The sequence below is a fragment of the Calothrix sp. FACHB-168 genome, assembly GCF_963889195.1.
In the GTDB taxonomy this organism is placed as follows: Bacteria; Cyanobacteriota; Cyanobacteriia; order Cyanobacteriales; family Nostocaceae; genus Aulosira; species Aulosira anomala_A.
In genome coordinates, this window is the sequence record NZ_CAWPNJ010000032.1 from 12,033 (window position 1) to 31,639 (window position 19,607).

The following is a 19,607-nucleotide window of genomic DNA, read 5'->3' on the forward strand; positions in this document are numbered from 1 at the left end:
TTAATTGTGATATTTTCACACGTTTCCTGGAAATTATTAGTTAGTTTGTGAAGTTTTATTATTACCTTAAGAGTCCGAAATTTAACGTAGTATAAAATACTTTACTAAATTTCTTAGCACATCCTAATACTTACTAATATGTATTTTTGATTATATTACGATCGCTTGGTCAGCACTTGAATCCGGTGCAAGCTTGTTAAAAGTTTTACTTTGAAAATATCTCTGATACAAGTATAAATAAGTTATAAATACATCCATCCAGTATTCCCATCACAATAGTCTGTTTATCTATGCTGAAGCCAAAAAGCCAGAAAGCGAAACAAAAAAAAAGTCGGCTTTTCAAGTATGCTCTGTTACCTGTATTAACTTTCATCATCCTGCTGTGTATATCTCATGCCACTAATGCCCAAACCGCTCCGGCAGCGAGTTATAAAGTAGCTGATAACACTCAGTGGGTAATGTTGACAGGATGTTTAGTGTTTTTTATGAACTCCGGCTTCGCGATGGTAGAGTCTGGCTTTTGTCGTAGCGCCAATGCCATAACTGTTTTAGCCAAAAACCTGATTGTGTTTGCTATTGCTACTTTAGCCTTCTGGCTTTTAGGCTTCGGCTTGATGTTTGGTGATGGAAATGAATTTATTGGCACAAACGGTTTTTTGTTACAAGGTTATGACAATAGCCCAGCGATCGCTAATGATTACCAAGGAGTCTTTGATTCATTAAGCTGGGCGGCAATTCCTCTGAGTGCGAAATTTTTCTTTCAATTAACCTTTGCTGGTACAGCTGCAACTATTGTTTCCGGTGCGGTTGCAGAAAGAATTAAATTCGCTGCATTTATGATTTTCAGTTTTTTCCTAGTGTTGAGCTATTCTATTACCGGTCACTGGATCTGGGGAGGTGGTTTTCTCTACACATTAGGTTTTAGAGATTTCGCGGGTTCAACTGTAGTTCACTCAGTTGGCGGTTGGGCGGCTTTAATGGGCACTGTATTGTTAAGACCAAGGTTAGGAAAATATAGAAAATTTAACCCAGATGATAAACGTTCTTGGCGGCGAACCAGTTTTTATGGCAAAAAAATCGTTGCTGTTCCAGGACATAACCTCAGCGCGGCTACTCTTGGTTGTTTTATTCTTTGGCTGGGTTGGTATGGTTTTAACGCCGGCTCAACACTCACAGCTCATCCTGAGGCGATCGCTCATATTATTGTCACCACACTCATAGCTGGTGCAATGGGCGCAATTGGCGCTACTTTTTGGTCATGGCAATTTTATGAGAAACCTAGTCTCTCATTTATGATTAACGGTATCTTAGCTGGTTGTGTGAGTATTACTGCTGCTTGTGCTTTTGTGAATATTCCCAGTGCAGCCTTTATCGGCTTTCTGGGTGGCGCGCTGGTTGTCTATGCTGCTGTAATTTTAGACAAGTGCGAAATTGACGATCCCGTAGGTGCGATTCCAGTTCATCTTGTATGTGGAATTTGGGGAACATTAGCAGTAGGCTTATTTAGCCAAGATCCTAGCACTTATGCCTGGGCTAAAGACTTTTTCACTCAAGAAAGCTCATTAAAAGGCGGGTTATTTTTTGGTGGGGGAACAAACCTTTTGTTTGCGCAACTTGTAGGGATTTTGCTAGTTAGTGAGTTCACAGTAATATTTAGTGCGATCGCCTGGATTGGCATCAGCTATTTTATGTATCTTACCTCTAGTACCTCTCGTTCTCGATTTCAAGTTTTTAAATCCTTGCGCGTTTTACCTCAAGAAGAAGTCATCGGTTTAGATAGTTTATTTGCTGAAGGTACCGACATCCAGCAACTCAAGCGAGAATACATCGAAACACAAAAACAAAAACGCTATTGGCAACGTAAACGCAATCTCGGTAAATAAGTAAAAACTGTTTACCCAATGCCCAATGCCCAATGCCCAATGCCCATTATCTTTTATATACCAAAAAAACCGAACCAATCGGCCCAGGATTTTCTACATAAATTTGATTGTTGTAATATAATCCTGGCGACATTCCCCCATCAAACAAAATTCCTTCTTGAATATTGCCCAAACAATTATTCCGTGCAATACCTTCTAGAACATCATCAAATTTATCGGGGAATAGTTCTTGATTAATCGCAGAAAATTCTATATTGGAATTAGCCTTAGCATCATTCACTAATAAAATCACATAACCCTTGTCTGTGATAGCCGCTAAAGAGCGATTAGTAGCTTGCTTACAAGCAAATTCCCCCAAATCTGCACAAATATCTTTAAAATTACCATTCCGGTAAAACCTGCCATTACCTCCTACTAAGTTGTAATTCAAAATTTCATTACTTCTTCTTCCCGCCTGAATAGTAGCTTTTCTCTCTTGAGGTTTACCTCCAGAAATCCCAAAAGAAGAACGTTTAGTTTTAAAAGCTCCAGAATACTCAACCCCGCGAGAAATATTTAATCCTTGGGGTTTATTATCTGTATCTATATAATCAGCATTAATTGCCGCTATAGGTTTTTGTCCGTTTAATCGCGAATTTTCATCAGTAATAATTTCGCGAAATTGCTTTGGTATATATTCCTTACGCAAATTTCCGCGATTATCTTTAGCATAAAGTTTATGAGCTAAACCCACATTTACTTTAAAATCCAATTGTGCCGATTTGGGGTTAAAAATAATTACATGATTAATACCTTTAGCAAATTTTTTGCCCTGGTTATTGGTTTTGAAAAAATCAATACTAAAATTAGCATTCTTGCCAATACAAGCAGTAGATTTCCCAGGCTCTTGCGCTGCATTAGATTCCAGACTCTTACAGCCTGATAATAAATTCAGCAAAACTACAAAAATAGATATTAAGAATAATCTCGACATATTGATATAAATCCAATAACTTTACATAAGTAAGTCAATGCAAATAAACTTAACTATCTTACTAAAAATATACCAATTCAAATAATCTTTGCGACACATCAAAATATTCTAGAGGGCATGGCAGTGCCAGTGCCCCTACAATCTGTCGCATTCTTTTTTCCAATTGGTATTACCAATGACAAATGACTAATGACAACCCCCGCCAATTTTCCATTGCACCGACCTAGATATAAAAAACTCGCTACAGAATTACTATAGCGAGTAAAAAATTTAGTCTAGAGTAAATTTATGATGAGGTTAGCACTCTGTGTGATTAACAAACTCTCATTAAGACAGCCATTCTAGAACAGCTTCGTCTTTGGTGTTGGTATTGCGAGATGGGGTTTCGCGTTCAAACTTCATGTGAATTGAGCGGGTTTGCTCGCCATCAGCCGCAACAGCCAAGATAGGATAGTCGATTAGACCATCTTGGAAGGACATCTGGAAGCGGAATGTACCATCGGGATTCAGCTTGATTGGACGACCGCCAATGGTTACGGTAGCATCTGGTTCAGTTGCACCGTAAACAATCAATTCAGCATCCGCAATTAACCAGAACTTGCGGGGACGTACAGGTACAGCAGAGGCAGAGAAGCCAACGCCAGACATACCTACACCAGACATATTTAAACCAGAGGTGGTGGGAACTGCCCACATACCTACGCCAGATGGGAAAATGTAGGAGCTGATAGCTTGTTCTGGAGGTACAGAGCCAGCTACGTGCTGCATAGAACCGAACAGAGAACCTGCAACCCGTTGTGCTTCCGCAGATTCCGCCAAACCAAAGATTTGGTCGTAAATGGGGTTACCACCGTTAGCGTAAGCTGTTGCAGCCACCTTCTTGGCTGGGGGAACCAATTCGTAAACAGTCTTACCGCGCAAATCTTCTTCAAAGTTGACTGTTACGAAAACATCTTCGATCCAGTCAGAAGGATATACAGGAGGAATGTGGACTCGTGCAGAACGAGCTAGAACTAACCAACGGCCATCAAAAGCACGATAACCGATATCGATCACATAATCGCGATCGCTCACAGGAATCGGTAAATACCATTCTCTCGCCAACTCATCAGCAGGATATTCTTGCAAGCTGTGAGGGCTTTGGTAATCAAGATCGATGTCGGTTACATCATAAATCCGCAGTGCTAGCTGTTGTCCACCTTGACGACGCAATTCTTCTTTGTGTTCGTTGGGAACATCCCAGTAGGTGTAAGCCCATTGGGGATCGCGGGGTAAAAGTACAATCCGGCTGTCACCGTAACCAGCAGGTAAATCTGCTAGTCCTTCATCAACATCAGCGAGAGAACCGCCATTACGATCTTCTTGGCCTAACTCGAATTTTGCTGCTTCCACGGTTTCCTGTGCCTCCAGTGAATGAGATGAATTAAGCGAAAACTTGTTGCGCTGAACTTCTTGAATTGATGCTAATAGTTGGGATTTACGCATCCGGCTGTAGCGCGAAATTCCATATTCACTTGCTACTTTGCGTAACTGCCGCAGTGTCATCTCCTCTAGCGGCGGGCGTTCTTTTGCCATTAATTTGGCCTCCAGTAGTTTGAAAGGTAATTTATTTCCTCTGGTTACAGAATGTTATTTAACATCTCATTTACTCCAGATGAATTTCTTATTCCTGGCTCCTGGTTTTGCCCAGTGTTGTAGTTTTTTAAACATGTATTAAATACTCCTGTTCAATTCCTCGCTATGCCAAAATCAGCATTTCTTTGGGATCGTCGGGAGGTGTTCTTTAATAAATATTAAGCAACAACTTTGTCTATGTATCAAGGGGTAGCAAGACACTTTTCCAGCACTTTCACGAATCTATCAGCCCTCTGGGGATCGTATTGTTATGAACTCATGACATAATTACTCTTCACTAGCGGCAACGGGAGCCAAATATCAAGAGTCCCTGACAAATTATTCGGCAGCAGTCACAGCAAAGGATGGAACATTCTCAAACAGTAGTTTCACTGGAAAAACAGCTTAAGAAGGCAGAAGTACAAAGGCAGAGGGCAGAAGGGAAGAGCCATAAGTTTTTGATTATTTGAACTAATAGATATTTCTAAACTAATTTATAAAATTTATAGGTGATACCTTCGCGGTACCACCCATTTCCACATTTATTTTTGAATTGTCAAACTCTGTATTATTCACCTTAGTAGCTAGCAGAAAACTTTCCGAGGAATGAATAGCCACTAAAAGATCATGCTGATTTTATTGACAATCGACATACTCTGAATCCGCCAAACATTGTCTTGGCGAACCAAATTATACTTAACTCGCAAAGTCTCATCAGAAGACCTTTTGAGTTGACCGTTTTGATAGAACTGAGTCACTTCCTTAACTGTAGCTTCGACGCTGGCGCGATTCGATTCTGCATCAGTTTTTTCTACAGATTCTACCTTCAGGCTATGCTCATATTGCCGATAGCGGTTCGCTGCCTTATCTCCTTGAGCAATTGACCGCCATAAATCTAAAGATGCACCAGTTAAAATCTGCTGCAAACTATCAACCTGATGATTTGGCCCTAAAGCAGCCGCTTTTGTGGATAGCCAATTCCGAATTACTTCTTCTGCAGTAGCGGTGGTTAAAGATCCCTCTGGTGTTTCCGGTTTGCTGTCTTTATCAGGAATCTCTATGGGTGGGTTATTAATTGCTATAGATAATGGATTTTCTGGTAGCGGTGGTACTGGGTATAAGATATCTCTGACAAATGCAAAGGTGGTGGAGACGATGAACCAAAAAACGACTATGACGACTAAAGAAATTAACACAGTCCAAAATAGACGCATTTTTCCTGCTAAAAAACTAGGAAAATTACTTCTTCTTGGGGGATGACGACGTTCTCGGTTGACAGTTTGACTAGGCTTGCGTTTTTTGCGCGGTTGTGTTTGTCCAGGTGTAGCCGCCCTAGATGAACCATTCATACTCTGATGCGGTTCTCTGGCTATGGGTTCTGCTGATGTAAACTGTGATATTGGCGTTTCTGGCGTTTTACTTCTACTGGGTGTGGAAGCAGGCGACCTATTCCATCTTGATGGCGAGAAATTGGGAGGTTCTAGTCTTTCCCTGGAGTGAGTTGTTGGTAAATCTGGGTCAGTTGGGCGATTGTGATGAAATTGTCGGGAAAATCCCGTGGAATTATGGGATTTGTGGCTACTATTGGTTTGCGGAGGCGATAAAGGCTGACGGTTAATGACAGACCATTCACTCGTTGGTTCTGCATCCGTGGGTAAGGCTTCCAAATAAGTTTGTACCTGTGGTTCAGCAAAGTAGCTTTTGAGAGAAGCTGGCTGTTTTGTCAAATCGCGAAAGTGGGGAAAAACTTCATGTTGTAGCCACTGTTCGCCATATAGACACAATCCAGGTAGCAAATCTGGGGATTCTTGAGATTTTTCGCGGATAAAAGCTAAAGCTTCGTATTCTTGGCTCAGTTCTAAAACACGGGTAGCCTCTTCAGTTTGCCCTAATAAAAGCGCACAGAGCGATTGTTCTAAATGTACATCTTGGCGCTTACCTAAACGCATCAGCATTTGCTTGGCTTGGCGGATCAAAGCCGGTTGACGTTGGACAAAGCCCCGTGCTATCAAGGCATAAACAGCCAAATAAGTAGCAACAGCAGAAGGACGTTTACTTTCGGCTTCAAATAACTTGTGCTGTTCCGCGACTGTTAAGTGATAGCGCAATTGCTGGATAAATCGCAGGAAGTCATCTATGTTCAAACCGGATTCATCGTTGCCATTGCCATCGATGCCGCCGCGATCGTCTAAGATGTTCTGCAATAATTCCAAGCCTTGGGCGCGTTCGGCTGTATTAGTGTCTGGTAAAGCTAGTAATTCCAGAATCCGATAAGGTCGCAATTTATAAAGATCCGCCTGAATTTCTGCCTGGACGCTGGTAAATAAGCCTTCGCGAGATAGGACTTCTAAACCAGTTTCTAAGGAATTGGCAGCATTTTCATAATGACCTTGTTGCCATTGTTCCCGACCGAGTTCTAGACAAGCTAAAGCAATGGTCAAAACAATGTCAGGCCTATCTTCTGGGGATGTTTCGCTGGCGAGATTGTTACGTGATGCATTTGCTGCACTGTTTTTATGAACTAAGTAAGGACGACCTAGTTTGAGGACAATTTCGTACTCCCCTAAGTCTTGCAAAATTAGTAGAGCACCAACTAATTCGTCTTGAGAAATTTCAATACTGAGATTGTGTGAGTCATTCCCACCATGATTATTTCCTGGTGGATGTTCAACTGCTACGGTCGCAGAGGCAGTACCATCAGGGTCATAGGCATGGGCAAGATACAGCTGATCGTAACTGCTACGTTCTTTTGGATCTGATAAAACCACGTAAGCTTCTTCTATAAGTTGTTTGCGCGAAGAAATTGCTGCTTGAGAATACTCACGTCGCGGCAATTGTACAATGCGATCGCTGTATGCCTGCCGCAATTGTTCCTGGCTTGCCGCTAACGGTAGTCCTAAAATTCGGTAGTAATCTAGCGGAATTCGCACAGCCTACTTCCCCTGCACCGCGATCAACATAAATAATTCATCTAGAGCATTCCAGGCATGTAAAACCGTGCCATAATAATACCGTGTTGACTTTACACCACAAGTGTATATTGCAACAACCTGTTTTGTGTTTTCCCGAAATTTGAGTCATATTCTAGTACCTATATTTTGCCTTCGCCTATAAAGCTTCAGCTTTTTGTTTTAATTCTTAGTATTTTGATTTTTGATACCCGATCTCAGCTTTGTATACCATAAAAAATTTTGGTTTTCTCAGCGATCTCAGTCTCGGACTTGTGTATTGAGCAATATTCTCACTCTCCCATAAAGGAGATATTATTATCCTAAGTAAGGTAAGTTAGCCTTTTATACTTTACTCAGATCTAGGTGTATACCCTATCTGGTAAAGCTTGTTGGCTAGCATCAAGCTAGACGGTTATGCGATCGCACAACAAGGAAATGAAACTCCTTCCGCCTTAGCCCTTATCCCCTAGTCCCTAGTCCCTAGCCCCTAAGTAATGAAACCTATGGTGACTAGTCTAAATCTTTCTGGTTGACACCAGAGAGACGAACTTGACTAAGGTATTATGTTTTTGATTTATCTTCAATAGGGTGAGTATTGCTATTTTGGCTTGAGGGCTACATTTTGTACTGTAGCCATCCTTAACCAGTTCACAATAGTTACTAAATCTAAATCAATCAACAAGCAAGTGTTGATTTTAGCAGATGAAAGACTACCACTAAAACAGAGCTACTGTATAGCGATCGCTTCCTCGCTGGTGAGAAACATCTTATTTCATGTCTCGGAGGTTTAATGATTGATTTTTTTAAGAATTTCTAAATGAATACCTTTACATCCCGGAGGATAATTACTGCTCGGTAGATTTCCTGATGATAGCTAGAGAGAAAAATCATATCATTCCTAGATTTAAAATACAATTATCTAACCGAGTATTTATGCAGATGAGGTAGTTTTACCCTGATTTTTGCCAAATTGTTCATGGCTATGCAGACAGCAAGCTATCCTGATTGGTAGCTTATAAAGGGATGGTGAGATAACTTTACAGGGTGGTTTGGGACTTGAGGCTACTATCCTCACAAAAGCTGGGCGAAAAAATTGATAATTAAAAATTAAACCGAAACATTCACCCATTCCCTCATGTTCATTGAGGGATGTTCGATAGGATGGGGCATTGAACTCCTTCCAAAAACACCTGACAATTAACAAAGCGCAAAGTCGAGCCAGTTATTTATGCTGGGTTAGTCTCCTAAATTAAACGAACAGGTGTTTATTTAAGCGGTTCACCCCATCATATAGACTGTTTTAGCTTTGTGAGATAAAACAACTGACACATAAAGTGCGGTAAATTTCAGTTTGATGCGACAGGGATACTAAACAAATAATGGTTCAAGAACGCACATTACCTACTTTTAATGCCGCTAAAGTTCAGATTACCAAAGAAGAAGGCTTGCGGTTGTACGAGGACATGGTTCTCGGCAGATCTTTTGAAGACAAATGCGCCGAAATGTACTATCGGGGCAAAATGTTTGGTTTTGTCCATTTATACAACGGTCAAGAAGCCGTTTCTACTGGCATAATTCAGGGCGCGATGCGACCAGGAGAAGATTATGTATCCAGTACCTACCGCGACCACGTTCACGCCCTAAGTGCGGGAGTTCCAGCCAGAGAGGTAATGGCGGAGTTATTTGGTAAAGCCACAGGTTGTAGCAAAGGCCGTGGTGGTTCCATGCACATGTTTTCTGCCGAACATCGCTTATTAGGTGGCTATGCTTTTGTGGCTGAAGGTATTCCTGTAGCGGCTGGCGCAGCTTTTCAAAGTAAATACCGCCGCGAAGTATTGGGAGACAAAAATGCTGACCAAGTAACAGCTTGCTTTTTTGGCGATGGTGCAGCTAACAACGGTCAGTTTTTTGAAACCTTAAATATGGCAGCTTTATGGAAACTGCCAATTCTTTTTGTGGTAGAAAATAATAAGTGGGCAATTGGCATGGCTCACGATCGCGCCACTTCTGACCCAGAAATCTACAAAAAAGCCAGCGCATTTAACATGGCAGGTGTGGAAGTAGACGGGATGGATGTTTTGGCTGTACGTGCCGTCGCCCAAGAAGCCGTCGCCCGCGCCCGTGCAGGTGAAGGGCCCACCTTAATTGAAGCGTTAACTTACCGTTTTCGCGGTCACTCCCTAGCAGACCCAGACGAACTGCGCAGCAAAGCTGAGAAAGAATTCTGGTTTGCCCGTGACCCAATTAAAAAGTTGGCAGCTTATTTAGTTGAACACAATTTATCAACTCAAGAAGAACTCAAAGATATCGATCGCAAAATTCAGGCACTCATTGAAGACGCGGTGAAATTCGCTGAAAGTAGCCCTGAACCAGATCCAAGCGAGTTATATCGCTTTGTGTTCGCAGAAGACGAGTAAATAGGGGTTAGGGGCTAGGGGCTAGGGGCTAGGGAAGAAGGACAATTGTAGAGACGCGATTCATCGCGTCTTTGCCCAATGCCCAATGCCCAATGCCCAATACCCAATGCCCAATACCCAATGCCCCATGCCCCATGCCCATTAAGGAGAAATTTGTGTTTTCTATAGCAACTCAACAGCAGCAATACAAAACCTATATTCTTTCTGATGAAACTGCTGGTTCTCAGATAGAAGTTGTGCCAGAACGGGGGGGTATTATCACCCGTTGGCGCGTCCAAGGGCAAGAAATTCTCTATTTGGATGCAGAACGCTTTACTCATCCTGATTTGAGTGTTAGGGGCGGAATTCCAATTTTATTTCCGATTTGCGGGAATTTGCCGGATAATACTTACACCTACAACGGTCAAACCTATAGCTTGAAACAGCATGGTTTTGCCCGTGACTTACCTTGGCAAGTTGTTGACCAAGTAACAAGCGATCGCGCTAGTCTAACTTTAGTCCTCAACAGCAACGAACAAACCCGCGCTGTTTATCCGTTTGAGTTTCAACTGGCTTTTACCTACGAACTCCAAGGTAATACCCTAGCAATTCACCAGCAGTATCAAAATTTGTCTTCAGTGCCATTGCCTTTTTCGATGGGCTTCCATCCCTACTTTGTGACTGCTGATAAAGATCAACTAGAGGTTTCCATCCCTTCTAAAGAATTTCAAGACCAAAAAACTAAACAAATTCATCCCTTTGATGGTAAATTTGATTTTAGTCTGGATGAAATCGACGTTGCGTTTAAGCAGCTAAGTAGTCAATCTGCTTCTGTGGTAGATAACAGCAGAAAGTTAAGGTTGACACTAGATTACGGCAAAGAATATCCTATATTAGTCTTTTGGACAGTTAAGGGTAAAGAATTCTATTGTCTAGAGCCTTGGAGTGCGCCCCGCAACTCACTCAACAGTGGCGAACATCTGACTGTTCTGGAGCCAGGTACTAGTTACCAAGCATCTGTAAAGTTAACAGGTAATTTCTTCTAAAAAACCTCTTTACAAAACTACAGATGTCTGTGCTATAATCAGCAAGTTGCGAAAACAACGGAACGGGTCGCTAACTCAACGGTAGAGTACTCGGCTTTTAACCGATTAGTTCCGGGTTCGAATCCCGGGCGACCCATTTTAAAGGAAACAATGCTCGCTGAAGCTTGAGAAATCAAAGTAGAAGCGAGTTTTATTGTTTATAACTATCCTAACTTTGCGCGATCGCTCTATTTGCACGAAAGAAAAGAGCGATCGCAAGAATTAGACCGTTAACAGGTTAAGGTAAAACAACAGAGCTTTTTTTACCGTTTTTGTTTGCACCATTCAACGCTGTAACTGTAGTCTCTGGTGCAGGTTGAGAGTTCTGAGAACGGCGTGATGAACTCTTGCGCTGTTTACCTCCCGCCTGGGCATATTGCAAACTATCTTTGCCATAATTGGTGGCTACACTCATTAACATCTTTTCTGAAAAGCGGTTTAATTCTTCTTCAATTTCAGAGATGCGATCTGCCTTTTCATCTAGGGTAGAGATTAAAGTATTGTAGCTGGATAGCTCGTTTTGCAAAGTTTGGATCAGGTTGTCGTATTCTGTCACATTCAAACCCTTGCCAAAGTCTAGTGTCGGGCTAATCCATCGCATTCCGGCTACTCGCCGTAAAGCTTTTTCCAAAGTAGGTGAATTGCGTTTTGGTCTTGCCATAAGATGCGCTCCTGGAGTAAATCAGAGGATGACTGCGTATACTCTAGCCAAGGCAACAATGAATCTCTATGAGAAATAATTCGGAAAAATTAACCGCAAATTAGCATTAATCTGATTATTTTTCCTGGTTTATACGGAAATTTTTGAAAAAATCGTCGTCAAAGTCGTTTTGAGCGTCGTCAAAGTCGTTTTGATCGTCATCAAAGTCGTTTTGATCGTCGTCAAAGTCGTTTTGATCGTTATCAAAGTCGTTTTGATCGTTATCAAAGTCGTTTTGATCGTTATCAAAGTCGTTTTGATCGTCGTCAAAGTCGTTTTGATCGTTATCAAAGTCGTTTTGATCGTCGTCAAAGTCGTTTTGATCGTCATCAAAGTCGTTTTGAGAGGCAACACTGAAGGGATTTCTCGTTTCAGCTTATACTGAATAACAAGCCTGTGCCATTATTTACAGATAAATTGCTGTAATTTAGAATATTTTGCTAGTATTTGGCTAATAGTTCAGCAATTTTGCTCATGACCGAGAAAGAACTGCTACAAGTAATTGAACAAGCAGCAATAGAGGGTGTAACAGAACTTGACCTCTCTGGAAACGAGTTGACGGCTTTACCACCTGAGATTGGCAAGCTGACTCAACTAAAAAAGCTAATTCTCGGCAAATACTTATATGACGAAGATGGTGATATCGCCGATATTATCGGGAACAACCTTGGCGCTTTACCTGTAGAAATTGGATTGCTCAATCAATTAGAAGAACTTCAGATTTTGGGTAATCGCTTAACCAGTCTGCCAGCAAAAATTGGACAACTGGTCAATTTGCGATCGCTCAACCTCTACAGTAATCAACTCAGCAGTCTGCCAGCGGAAATAGGACAACTGGTTAACTTGCAATCGCTCAACCTCAACATTAATCGCTTAATCAGTCTGCCAGAGGAAATAGGACAACTGATCAACTTGCAAACGCTCAACCTCTACAGAAATCACCTCAGCAGTCTGCCACCGGAAATTGTCCAACTAGTAAACTTGCAATTGCTCGACCTGGACAGAAATCAACTCAGCAGTCTGCCACCGGAAATTGTCCAACTGGTAAACTTGCAATCGCTCGACCTGGGCAGTAATCAACTCAGCAGTCTGCCAGCAGAAATTGTCCAACTAGTAAACTTGCAATTGCTCTACCTAGACAAAAATCAACTCAGCAGTCTGCCAGCGGAAATAGGACAACTAGTAAACTTGCAAACGCTCGACCTCAGAAGCAATCAACTCAGCAGCCTGCCAGCAGAAATTGTCCAACTAGTAAACTTGCAAACGCTCGACCTGGAGAGTAATCAACTCAGCAGTCTGCCAGCAGAAATTGTCCAACTAGTAAACTTGCAAACGCTCGACCTCAGAAGCAATCAACTCAACAGTCTGCCAACGGAAATAGGACAACTAGTCAACTTGCAATCGCTCTACCTCAACAGTAATCAACTCAGCAGTCTGCCAGCGGAAATAGGACAACTGGTCAACTTGCAATCGCTCTACCTAGACAAAAATCAACTCAGCAGTCTGCCAGCGGAAATAGGACAACTAATCAACTTGCAATCGCTCGATCTGGACAGTAATCAACTCAACAGTCTGCCAGTGGAAATAGGACAACTGGTAAACTTGCAATCGCTCGATCTGGACAGTAATCAACTCAGCAGTCTGCCAGTGGAAATAGGACAACTAATCAACTTGCAAACGCTCGATCTGGACAGTAATCAACTCAGCAGTCTGCCAGTGGAAATAGGACAACTAATCAACTTGCAAACACTCGATCTGGACAGAAATCAACTCAACAGTCTGTCAGAGGAAATAGGACAACTGGTCAACTTGCAATCGCTCTACCTCAACAGTAATCAACTCAGCAGTCTGCCAGCGAAAATTAGGCAATTATCAAATCTGAACAATCTGGATCTTCGTAGAAATCCACTGCCCATTCCACCTGAAATTTTAGAGTCGAAGGAGTCTTGGCAAGAACTAGGTGATGTGAATGAAATCCTCGATTTCTATTTTCGAGTGCAAGATCCCAAGGAAACTGAACCCCTTTACGAAGCAAAATTCTTAATTGTTGGCGAAGGAGGAGCAGGTAAAACTTCTTTAGCTAATAAAATTCAAAATGAAACTTACGAACTTGAGCCGGATGAAGAATCAACCGAAGGTATTGAGGTGATTCGTTGGGACTTCCCCCAAGCAAATGGTAAAGATTTTCGCGTTAACATCTGGGACTTTGGCGGTCAAGAAATCTACCACCAAACCCATCAGTTTTTTCTCACTGAACGTTCTCTTTATGCCTTAGTTGCTGATACTCGCAAAGAAAACACTGACTTTTACTGGTGGCTTAAAGTTGTTGAACTATTAAGTAAGAATAGCCCAGTTCTGATTATTAAAAACGAAAAACAAGACCGTCAATGTGAAGTTAATTACTCTCAGTTGCGGGGAGAATTCACCAATTTAAAAGAAGCTCTAGCAACTAACCTAGCTACTAATCGTGGTTTACCAGAGATTAAACAAGCTATTCAAGCCTACATTAGTAGACTTCCTCACGTTGGTACACCTCTGCCAAAACTCTGGGTGAGAGTTCGTTCTGCTTTAGAAAATTACTCCCGTAACTACATTAGCTATTACGAATACGAAAACCTTTGCCGAGTTAATAATTTAAGTGACCGTCAAGATATGCTGCGGCTGAGTCGCTATCTGCACGACCTCGGCGTTTGCCTCCACTTTCAGGACGATTCTACACTTAAATACTGGGTCATCCTCAAACCAGAATGGGGAACTACTGCTGTCTACAAAGTGTTAGACAATAAAAGCGTCAAGCAAAATTTAGGACGTTTCACCCAGGATAATCTCAAAGATATCTGGAATGATGGGCAATATGCCCAGATGCGAGATGAACTGCTGCAACTGATGATACGGTTCAAACTTTGCTACCGAATTCCTAATAGTTCCAACAACTATATTGCACCGCAATTACTCGATATTGAGCAACCTGCATATAGTTGGGACGAAACTAATAACCTAATTTTACGCTACGAATACACGTTCATGCCCAAGGGTATTATCACTCGCTTCATTGTTGAAACACACCCTTGGATTGAACAACAAAAACTCGTTTGGAGAAGCGGCGTTGTTCTCAACAAAGACCAAACTCGTGCAGAAGTTATTGAAAACTATAATCAACGGGAAATTAAAGTTCGTGTCACAGGAAACCGTAAGAAAGAATTGCTAGCTGTTGTTACCCACGAACTAGATAAAATCCATCAATCTTTTGATCCTTTGCAGTATGACACCCTTGTTCCCTGCAATTGCAAAAAATGTGAGGGAAACCAAACTCCCTATAGTTATCCTTTGAAAGAACTACGTGAGTTCTTAGAAGCTTGTGATTACCAGATTCAATGTAGGAAAAGTCGTCAAATGGTCGATGTTCGCAGGCTGATTGACGATGTTTATTTGCCATCTCAGGAAGCAAATCGGAAACTCAACCCCCAAACTACACAATTGCAAAGTGAACTGGATGCAAAGAGAAAGGAATCATTAAATTTAGTATCATTAAATTTAACTTTTAATAATCAAGCAACATCAACATTGGAGAGTAAAACCATGACTGACCAAAGTCGCAAGATTGAAATCACAGGCGGAACTGTAAACGCTAGTGGTGCTGGTGCATTTAACTTAGGGGATATCAGTGGTACAGTTGCCAATACTATCAACCAGTTACCAGCTTCTCCTGAACCTGATAAACCGGGAATAAAAGAACTATTAGAGCAACTCAAAACAGCAATTGAGTCTGAACCTGAGTTAAGTGATGATGATAAAGCTACTGCATTAGAACAGGTAGAAGCTTTAGCACAAGCAGGTCAAAATCCTCAAGAAGGAACAATCAAAAAGGCTGCAAAAACAGCAATCATGGCTTTAAAAGGTGTATTTTCTAACTTACCTGCTATAGCCACTCTAGCTGAAACAAGTAAAACACTGATACCGATGATTGCCAGTCTATTTGGTTTGTAATCTTTGCTATCTGATTAATTAAATTTGTTAACTATCTTACATCCCACCAAGCAAACCACCCGCAACGCGATAGTCGGCTTAAATAAACCTGATTTTGCAACACCAGTGCTTTATATGCGGGCTAAGGATGGAATTATTTTGAGTGGGTTGTAAAGGTAATATTTTTAGCATCGGCTAGGGCGTGGGCAGTGCCCACACTATGGGTATTTTAATCAAAGTGCTAGAAAGCGATCGCGCAATTACTTTAAATATCGCTGTAATAGCCTGGGGTAATATGCCCGTATCGGCAGCAATAATTTCTCTTAAAGCTTTATTTAACGTGAGTTTGCCTAACTGGTGTATACAGCAATTTTCACCTATTTGAACCACATCTGTCGTAGGGGCACGGCACCAGTAAAATTATTGTATGAACCAAAAGATTGTCGATGCCGTGCCCCTACAGTGTGGTCTATTTACCTTCATGGTAAAAAACAAGCTTATCGCCGCAATGGTGTCAAAGAATATATTGTTTGGCAAGTTTTAGAAAAAAAATTAAGTTGGTTCTATTTAGAACAAGGTGAATACTTGGAATTACTAGCTGATGATGCTGGAGTTATGCGCAGTCGCGTTTTTCCTGGTTTGTGGCTAGCTGCATCAGAACTTTTAGCCGGGAATATGCAGGCTGTGTTGACGACTTTACAAGTAGGTTTGCAATCTGCTGAATATGCAGCATTTGTCAAGCAATTATCGGCTTGATTGATTTTCAGGACTTGATGACATTGTTGAAGTCAACCATCTAGGATACAGGACTACCAAAGCCCTAAGCTGTGGCGTAGCAGACTGTACAGTACGTTATTGTGAATTTAAGGCACATTTATGAGTTGTAGCGTAAACTTTTTCAACATAAACACCATTCACTAGTTATAATTTCCTATATGTTGAAAAAACTCTTAAGATTAGCGTAACAATTACATTAATGGTAAATAATTACGCTTCTCTCACACCGACTAGCTGACAACCACATTAGGAGGACTATCTATGGCGCTTGTACCCTTACGGCTGTTGTTGGATCACGCGGCTGAAAACGGTTACGGCATCCCAGCTTTCAACGTTAACAACTTGGAACAAATTCAGGCAATCCTGAAGGCTGCTGCTGAGACAGATAGCCCCGTAATTTTACAAGCTTCTCGTGGCGCTCGTAACTATGCAGGGGAAAACTTCCTCCGTCACTTGATTTTAGCGGCGGTAGAAACCTATCCTCATATTCCCATCGTGATGCACCAAGATCACGGTAATGCTCCTTCTACCTGCTACTCAGCAATTAAGAACAACTTCACCAGCGTCATGATGGACGGTTCCTTGGAAGCTGATGCTAAGACTCCAGCAAGCTTCGAGTACAACGTTCGTGTTACCAGCGAAGTTGTGAATGTAGCTCATTCTTTGGGCGTCAGCGTTGAAGGCGAACTCGGTTGCTTAGGTTCTCTAGAAACTGGTGCGGGTGAAGCTGAAGATGGTCATGGTTTTGAAGGTACTCTCGACCACTCTCAATTGCTGACCGACCCCGACGAAGCTGTTAGCTTTGTAGAACAAACCCAAGTAGATGCTTTGGCTGTTGCTATCGGTACCAGCCACGGTGCTTATAAGTTTACCCGTAAGCCTACTGGCGAAATTTTGGCAATCAGCCGCATTGAAGAAATTCACCGCCGCTTACCCAACACCCACTTGGTAATGCACGGTTCTTCTTCTGTACCTGAAGATTTGATTGCTTTAATTAACGAGTACGGCGGTGCAATTCCTGAAACCTACGGCGTACCTGTAGAAGAAATTCAAAAAGGTATCAAGAGCGGTGTACGTAAGGTAAATATTGACACCGACAACCGTTTGGCTATTACTGCTGCGGTACGTGAAGCTTTAACCAAGAATCCTAAGGAATTTGACCCCCGTCACTTCCTCAAGCCTTCTATCACTTACATGCAGAAGGTTTGTGCAGAACGCTATGTACAATTTGGTACTGCTGGTAACGCTAGCAAGATTAAGCAAGTTTCTTTGGAAGATTTTGCTGCTAAGTACGCTAAAGGCGAACTCAAAGTTGTTACCAAGTCTGCTGCTGCAGTTTAATTTGGTTAGACAATAATTAGGGACATCCAATTTTTTAAATACCTAATCAATTTGTAGTGCGAGCGTCTCGCTCGCTTTAGAACAACAGCGAGCAAGACTTCGGCGTGAGCGCTCAGTCGAACGCTGCTCGCACTACGGAATATGGGTAATTTATTTTTTGTAAGTCCCTGAGGAGCATAGCAGTGCTTGCTCCAATCAGTCTGGAAATTGTGATTTTAAAAAACCAGGTAGCGGTTGAGTTACCTGGTTTTTTGTTATTGGGCATTGGGCATTGGGCATTGGGCACAGGGAGAGTATTTCTATACTTTTCCTCCTCCGCACCCTTGCTTCCTCTGCTTCCTCTGCTTCCTCTCCTCTGCCTTTTGTCTCCCTTCCCTTCTCTATTCTGCTGCTAATCGTATGGCTACGCTACCGCCGTGTGCGGGTAGTCCTTCGGCTGTGGCTAGGGTGACTGCTGCTTGACCGATTTTTTGTAATGCTTGTTGGTTGCATTCTAGATAGGTGATGCGCTTTAAAAAGTCGTAGACGCTTAAGCCAGAAGCAAAACGCGCGGAACGAGAGGTAGGTAATACGTGATTTGGCCCGCCTAAATAATCGCCAATGGCTTCTGGTGTGTAGCGTCCTAAAAATAGGCTACCAGCGCATTTAATTTGGTTGGCGAGTAATTGGGGGTTATCAATACACAATTCTATGTGTTCTGGTGCTAGCTGGTTGATGAGGGGAATACTTTCGGCTAAATCGTTGACAATTATTACCGCCCCATGCTTTTCCCAACTGGCGCTAGCTACTGCTTTGGTTGCTAGGTTATTTAAAACTTGCTCAACAGATGCGATCGCTTTTTCGGCAAATTCGGCTGAGTCAGTAATTAAAATAGATTGGGCGCTGGGATCGTGTTCGGCTTGTGATAGCAAATCCCAAGCAATCCATTCGGGATTATTTTGATGATCGGCAACTACGAGAATTTCTGATGGCCCGGCTATACTATCAATTCCTACCGTACCAAATACTTGGCGTTTAGCTTCGGCAACATAGGCGTTACCAGGGCCGACTATTTTATCCACGGGAGCTATAGTTTCTGTACCATAAGCTAAAGCTGCGATCGCTTGTGCGCCACCAATACCATATATTTCTGTGACACCAGCAATTTTAGCAGCTGCCAACACTGCGGGATTAATCTCACCGCGAGGCATGGGTACTGTCATCACAATTCGTTCAACGCCAGCTATTTTGGCTGGTAAGGCGTTCATTAATACCGAACTCGGATAACTAGCGCGTCCCCCCGGTACATAAATCCCCACTTTCGACAGCGCTACCCAATTTAAGCCCAATTTCACGCCGACTGTATCGGTATAGCCGATATCTTGGGGTAGTTGTTTTTCATGAAACGCCGCGATTCTTTGGGCGGCTAGTTCTAAAGCTGCTGTCACATCCGCCGGACATTGGGCAGCTAGATCGGCAATAAAGCGATCGCTTAAACGCAAAGACTGAGCATTATAATTGTCAAAGCGGCTGGTATAATCACCAACTGCCGCATCACCACGAGCTTTGACATCAGCCAGAATCTCTCTTACTGTCCCGCTAACATCAACAGTTGCTTCCCGGCGATCGTTTACAAGTGCTTTGAATTGGGTAGAAAAATCTTTGTCGGTTGTTTGAAGTAGCTGCATGGACAGTATCTTAAATGCGCTAAGGTCAATAATAAATCGGAGTACGATCTATAACATTTTACCCTAAAGTTATGTTGAAAAACGCTGAATTTTGTGGGTATTATTTTGTCGGTTCACACATCTCAGTGTAACTTTCTCTTGAGAAATTATCTACTTTTAGTTAAGACATACGCACACTCTACAAATTCTTGGCGTCCTTCTCTGCGAGACGCTTCGCGTTGGCGGAAGCCTCTCGCAGAGAAGGCGGTTCAATC

The 19,607-nt window shown here is 42.2% G+C and carries 14 protein-coding genes and 1 tRNA gene; 9 read left to right on the forward strand and 6 right to left on the reverse strand.

Annotated features, from left to right (window positions below; translation table 11 throughout):
* Positions 1-290: 290 nt before the first annotated feature.
* Positions 291-1,883, forward strand: a complete 1,593-nt coding sequence (locus tag AACW45_RS19965) for an ammonium transporter (protein ID WP_190634158.1) — start codon at positions 291-293, stop codon at positions 1,881-1,883.
* Between the two features lie 46 nt (positions 1,884-1,929).
* Here AACW45_RS19965 and AACW45_RS19970 read toward each other — a convergent pair whose 3' ends face one another.
* The 3 genes from AACW45_RS19970 to AACW45_RS19980 all read right to left on the reverse strand — a co-directional run bounded on the left by AACW45_RS19970 (position 1,930) and on the right by AACW45_RS19980 (position 7,400).
* Positions 1,930-2,856, reverse strand: coding sequence for a phosphodiester glycosidase family protein (locus AACW45_RS19970; RefSeq protein WP_190634159.1), 927 nt, complete (start codon positions 2,854-2,856; stop codon positions 1,930-1,932).
* Between the two features lie 327 nt (positions 2,857-3,183).
* On the reverse strand, positions 3,184-4,431 hold the full coding sequence (locus tag AACW45_RS19975) for a DUF4912 domain-containing protein (protein WP_096647270.1): 1,248 nt from the start codon (positions 4,429-4,431) through the stop codon (positions 3,184-3,186).
* Positions 4,432-5,087: 656 nt separating this feature from the next.
* The gene (locus AACW45_RS19980) at positions 5,088-7,400 is read right to left on the reverse strand and encodes an IMS domain-containing protein (protein WP_190634162.1); all 2,313 of its coding nucleotides are present in this window, start codon (positions 7,398-7,400) and stop codon (positions 5,088-5,090) included.
* A 1,400-nt stretch (positions 7,401-8,800) separates the two neighbouring features.
* On the opposite strand from AACW45_RS19980, the gene pdhA reads away from it, so the two are divergent.
* The 3 genes from pdhA (at position 8,801) to AACW45_RS19995 (ending at position 10,999) form a co-directional block, all read left to right on the forward strand.
* Positions 8,801-9,838 carry a pyruvate dehydrogenase (acetyl-transferring) E1 component subunit alpha gene (gene pdhA, locus AACW45_RS19985; RefSeq protein WP_190634164.1) on the forward strand — a complete coding sequence of 346 codons (1,038 nt, stop codon included), beginning with the start codon at positions 8,801-8,803 and terminating at the stop codon, positions 9,836-9,838.
* Positions 9,839-9,993: 155 nt separating this feature from the next.
* Positions 9,994-10,863 (forward strand): aldose epimerase family protein, encoded by an 870-nt coding sequence (locus AACW45_RS19990; protein WP_190634265.1) that lies wholly within the window; start codon positions 9,994-9,996, stop codon positions 10,861-10,863.
* A gap of 64 nt (positions 10,864-10,927) precedes the next feature.
* Positions 10,928-10,999: transfer RNA gene (locus AACW45_RS19995), tRNA-Lys, on the forward strand.
* Positions 11,000-11,140: 141 nt separating this feature from the next.
* On the opposite strand, the gene AACW45_RS20000 is transcribed toward AACW45_RS19995, so the two are convergent.
* On the reverse strand, positions 11,141-11,563 hold the full coding sequence (locus AACW45_RS20000; RefSeq protein ID WP_190634166.1) for a hypothetical protein: 423 nt from the start codon (positions 11,561-11,563) through the stop codon (positions 11,141-11,143).
* A 513-nt stretch (positions 11,564-12,076) separates the two neighbouring features.
* On the opposite strand from AACW45_RS20000, the gene AACW45_RS20005 reads away from it, so the two are divergent.
* From AACW45_RS20005 to fba, 5 genes are all read left to right on the forward strand, one after another.
* On the forward strand, positions 12,077-15,589 hold the full coding sequence (locus tag AACW45_RS20005) for a leucine-rich repeat domain-containing protein (protein ID WP_190634169.1): 3,513 nt from the start codon (positions 12,077-12,079) through the stop codon (positions 15,587-15,589).
* 24 nt (positions 15,590-15,613) lie between these two features.
* Positions 15,614-15,742: a hypothetical protein gene (locus tag AACW45_RS20010; RefSeq protein WP_277880416.1), complete on the forward strand. Its 129-nt coding sequence runs from the start codon at positions 15,614-15,616 to the stop codon at positions 15,740-15,742.
* A 46-nt stretch (positions 15,743-15,788) separates the two neighbouring features.
* Entirely contained in the window at positions 15,789-15,953 is a 165-nt protein-coding gene (locus AACW45_RS20015; RefSeq protein WP_190634170.1) for a hypothetical protein, read from the forward strand.
* A 77-nt stretch (positions 15,954-16,030) separates the two neighbouring features.
* A complete protein-coding gene (locus AACW45_RS20020) occupies positions 16,031-16,324 on the forward strand; it encodes a Uma2 family endonuclease (protein WP_313933791.1) in 294 nt (97 codons plus the stop codon).
* A 282-nt stretch (positions 16,325-16,606) separates the two neighbouring features.
* Positions 16,607-17,686 carry a class II fructose-bisphosphate aldolase gene (gene fba, locus AACW45_RS20025; RefSeq protein WP_190634173.1) on the forward strand — a complete coding sequence of 360 codons (1,080 nt, stop codon included), beginning with the start codon at positions 16,607-16,609 and terminating at the stop codon, positions 17,684-17,686.
* A gap of 112 nt (positions 17,687-17,798) precedes the next feature.
* On the opposite strand, the gene AACW45_RS20030 is transcribed toward fba, so the two are convergent.
* The gene (locus AACW45_RS20030; protein ID WP_190634175.1) at positions 17,799-17,951 is read right to left on the reverse strand and encodes a hypothetical protein; all 153 of its coding nucleotides are present in this window, start codon (positions 17,949-17,951) and stop codon (positions 17,799-17,801) included.
* A 115-nt stretch (positions 17,952-18,066) separates the two neighbouring features.
* Complete coding sequence (hisD, locus tag AACW45_RS20035; RefSeq protein WP_190634177.1) at positions 18,067-19,353, reverse strand: histidinol dehydrogenase; 1,287 nt, start codon at positions 19,351-19,353, stop codon at positions 18,067-18,069.
* Positions 19,354-19,607 lie beyond the last annotated feature (254 nt).

Excerpts from the sequence above, each read along its gene's own strand:
- AACW45_RS19965 (WP_190634158.1), top strand. The coding sequence starts at position 291 with ATGCTGAAGCCAAAAAGCCAGAAAGCGAAACAAAAAAAAAGTCGGCTT.
- AACW45_RS19970 (WP_190634159.1), bottom strand. The coding sequence starts at position 2,856 with ATGTCGAGATTATTCTTAATATCTATTTTTGTAGTTTTGCTGAATTTA.
- AACW45_RS19975 (WP_096647270.1), bottom strand. The coding sequence starts at position 4,431 with ATGGCAAAAGAACGCCCGCCGCTAGAGGAGATGACACTGCGGCAGTTA.
- pdhA (WP_190634164.1), top strand. The coding sequence starts at position 8,801 with ATGGTTCAAGAACGCACATTACCTACTTTTAATGCCGCTAAAGTTCAG.
- AACW45_RS20000 (WP_190634166.1), bottom strand. The coding sequence starts at position 11,563 with ATGGCAAGACCAAAACGCAATTCACCTACTTTGGAAAAAGCTTTACGG.
- AACW45_RS20005 (WP_190634169.1), top strand. The coding sequence starts at position 12,077 with ATGACCGAGAAAGAACTGCTACAAGTAATTGAACAAGCAGCAATAGAG.
- AACW45_RS20015 (WP_190634170.1), top strand. The coding sequence starts at position 15,789 with ATGGGTATTTTAATCAAAGTGCTAGAAAGCGATCGCGCAATTACTTTA.
- fba (WP_190634173.1), top strand. The coding sequence starts at position 16,607 with ATGGCGCTTGTACCCTTACGGCTGTTGTTGGATCACGCGGCTGAAAAC.
- AACW45_RS20030 (WP_190634175.1), bottom strand. The coding sequence starts at position 17,951 with ATGCCCAATAACAAAAAACCAGGTAACTCAACCGCTACCTGGTTTTTT.
- hisD (WP_190634177.1), bottom strand. The coding sequence starts at position 19,353 with ATGCAGCTACTTCAAACAACCGACAAAGATTTTTCTACCCAATTCAAA.